Raw genomic sequence first — 2370 nt, 5'->3', positions numbered from 1 at the left:
CGTCGCGCTCGCGCGCTCGCTCGCGCCCCGGCCGCGCCTGCTGCTCCTCGACGAGCCGCTGTCCGCGCCCGACCGCGGCCTGCGCGAGCGCCTCGCGCTCGACCTGCGCGACGCCCTGCGCGCCACCGGCACGACCGCCGTCTTCGTCACCCACGACCACGACGAGGCGTTCACCGTCGCGGACCGCGTCGCCGTCATGGACGCCGGCCGGCTGCTGCAGGTCGCGCCGCCCGAGGCGCTGTGGCGTGCCCCCGCGTCGCGGCGCGTCGCGCAGTTCCTCGGCTACCAGGCGTTCGTTCCGGTGGCCGACCTGTCGGCACCCCAGGTCGCCGAGGTCGCCCGTGGCGCCGGCACGCCGGCGGATGCCGTGCTCGCCGTCGGACCGAGGGGTCTGCGCGTCGCCGACCCGACGGACTCGTCAGCACCAGGGCGGACGGGGGCGGCGCGTGGTGCTGGCTCGTGGCGGGGGACCGTCGTCGGCAGCGTGTTCCGGCGCGGCGCGACGGAGGTCACGGTCGACGTCGTGCTGCCGGGCGCGCCCGACGGCGCGTCGACGCGCGTGGTGGCGCTCGCCGACGCGACGGGTGCGGCGGGCGCGGGGGAGTCGCCAGCGCCGGGCGCCGTCGTGCACGTGGCGCTCGTGCCGGCGGGCTGCGCCGTCGTGGCGGCCTGAGCCGTCTCGGACGACGCGCCCCGGACGCCCGGGGCCGCGCCGTTCGCCGCGCGTCCGGGCCGGGCTCGTCCTAGCGTCGAGTCATGAGCGACGCATCGATCGGCGAGAACCTGCCGGAGAAGAGCGGCAGCAAGTCCGCGAAGATCCTCTACCGCCCGGTCGGCATCGTGACCTCGATGGTCGGCGGTCTCGTGGCGGGACAGGTCTTCAAGCAGGTCTACAAGCGCGTGGCGCCCGGCGACCGCAAGGACGCGCCAAGCCCGCTTCAGTCCGAGTACCCGCTCAAGGAGATCGTCGTCGCGGCACTGATCCAGGGCGCGATCTACGCCGTGGTCAAGGCGCTCATCGACCGCGGCGGCGCGCGGGTGTTCGAGAAGTGGACGGGGGAGTGGCCCGGCGACTGACCGCCGTGGTGCTCGGGTCCATGGCGCTCGGACCTATGGCGCTCGGACCGCTGGCGCTCAGTCCTCGTCGGCCCCGGCCTCGTGCACGACGAGCGCCACCTGGGTCCGGTTCTCCACGCCGAGCTTGAGGAGCACGCTCGACACGTGCGCCTTGACGGTCGGCACGCTGAGGTAGAGGCGCGCGCCGATCTCCGCGTTGGTCGCCCCACGCCCGATCTCGACCGCGACGTCGCGCTCGCGCGCGGTGAGCCGGTCGAGCGCCGCGCGCGCCCGGCCCCGTGCCCCGCCCGCGTCGGCCGCGGACGCCATGAGGCGGCGCGCGATCTCCGGCGACAGCACCGGCTCGCCCGTCGCCGCCGCCCGGACCGCCGCGACGATCCGCTCGGGCGGCATGTCCTTGAGCAGGTACCCGGACGCCCCGGCGTGCAGGGCCCCGACGACCTCCTCGTCCGTTTCGAACGTCGTGAGCACGACGACGGCCGGCGGCCCGGGCCGGGCCCGCACCCGGCGCGTGGCCTCGATCCCGTCGACCCCCGGCATGCGCAGGTCCATGAGGACGACGTCCGTGGGGTGGGCGTCGAGCACCGCGGCGACCTCGCCGCCGTCGCCGGCCTCGCCGACGACCTCGATGCCGCGTGCGCCGTCGAGCATGAGGCGCAGGCCCGAGCGCACGAGCGCGTCGTCGTCGACGATCACGAGGCGCGTGGGTCGCTGCGCGGCAGGCCCGTCCGGGGCGCTCATGCGCCCCACGGTAGCCGGACGTCGAGGACGAACCCGTCCGTCCCGCCGCCGGGGCCGGCCTCGAGCCGTCCGCCGAGCAGGGCGACGCGCTCGCGCAGGCCGACCAGTCCCGTGCCCGAGCCCGCGGCGAGCGCGGGGGCGCCGGACGGCACGAGCCGCGGTCCGGCGTCGGTCACGACGACGCGCACCTCGCCCGGCGTGGACGACAGGCGCACGACGACCGGGCTGCCGGGGGCGTGCCGGCGCGCGTTCGTCAGCCCTTCCTGGACGGCGCGGTAGGCGGCGACCGCGACGGCGCGCGGCGGGTCGGCGTCGCCGGTGCGGTCGAGCGTGACGTCCCCGCCGGCGGCCCGTGCTTCCGCCACGAGCCGGGGCACGTCGCCGAGGCCGGGCTGCGGGACGGGGACGCTGGAGGCGACGGGTACGTCGTCGGGAGGATCGCGCAGCACGCGCACGACGTCGCGCAGCTCGTCGAGCGCGGTGCTCACGCCGTCGCGCACGAGGGCGGCCGCGGCCGCGAGGCGCTCGGGCGGGGCGTCCGGGCGGTACTCG

3 protein-coding genes and 1 pseudogene are annotated in these 2370 nt (G+C 77.3%); 2 read left to right on the top strand and 2 right to left on the bottom strand.

Going from position 1 to position 2370, the window contains the following annotated elements:
• Together JZ5iCDA_RS19840 and JZ5iCDA_RS16910 are read left to right on the top strand one after the other, a co-directional pair.
• Positions 1-673: pseudogene (locus tag JZ5iCDA_RS19840) on the top strand (ABC transporter ATP-binding protein); the annotation flags it as partial.
• A gap of 83 nt (positions 674-756) precedes the next feature.
• On the top strand, positions 757-1077 hold the full coding sequence (locus JZ5iCDA_RS16910) for a DUF4235 domain-containing protein (RefSeq protein WP_069388175.1): 321 nt from the start codon (positions 757-759) through the stop codon (positions 1075-1077).
• Between the two features lie 57 nt (positions 1078-1134).
• Here JZ5iCDA_RS16910 and JZ5iCDA_RS16905 read toward each other — a convergent pair whose 3' ends face one another.
• Positions 1135-1818, bottom strand: coding sequence for a response regulator transcription factor (locus tag JZ5iCDA_RS16905; RefSeq protein WP_069388176.1), 684 nt, complete (start codon positions 1816-1818; stop codon positions 1135-1137).
• The coding region (locus JZ5iCDA_RS19205) for a sensor histidine kinase (protein WP_366246687.1) at positions 1815-2370 on the bottom strand (556 nt) is incomplete at its 5' end. The genes JZ5iCDA_RS19205 and JZ5iCDA_RS16905, both read right to left, overlap by 4 nt.

The sequence above is a fragment of the Cellulosimicrobium cellulans genome (genome assembly GCF_001722485.1).
Lineage (GTDB): Bacteria > Actinomycetota > Actinomycetes > Actinomycetales > Cellulomonadaceae > Cellulosimicrobium > Cellulosimicrobium cellulans_A.
Note: the sequence above shows the minus strand (reverse complement) of the source record. Positions and strands in the feature narration are given on the sequence as shown.

Excerpts from the sequence above, each read along its gene's own strand:
- JZ5iCDA_RS16910 (WP_069388175.1), top strand. The coding sequence starts at position 757 with ATGAGCGACGCATCGATCGGCGAGAACCTGCCGGAGAAGAGCGGCAGC.
- JZ5iCDA_RS16905 (WP_069388176.1), bottom strand. The coding sequence starts at position 1,818 with ATGAGCGCCCCGGACGGGCCTGCCGCGCAGCGACCCACGCGCCTCGTG.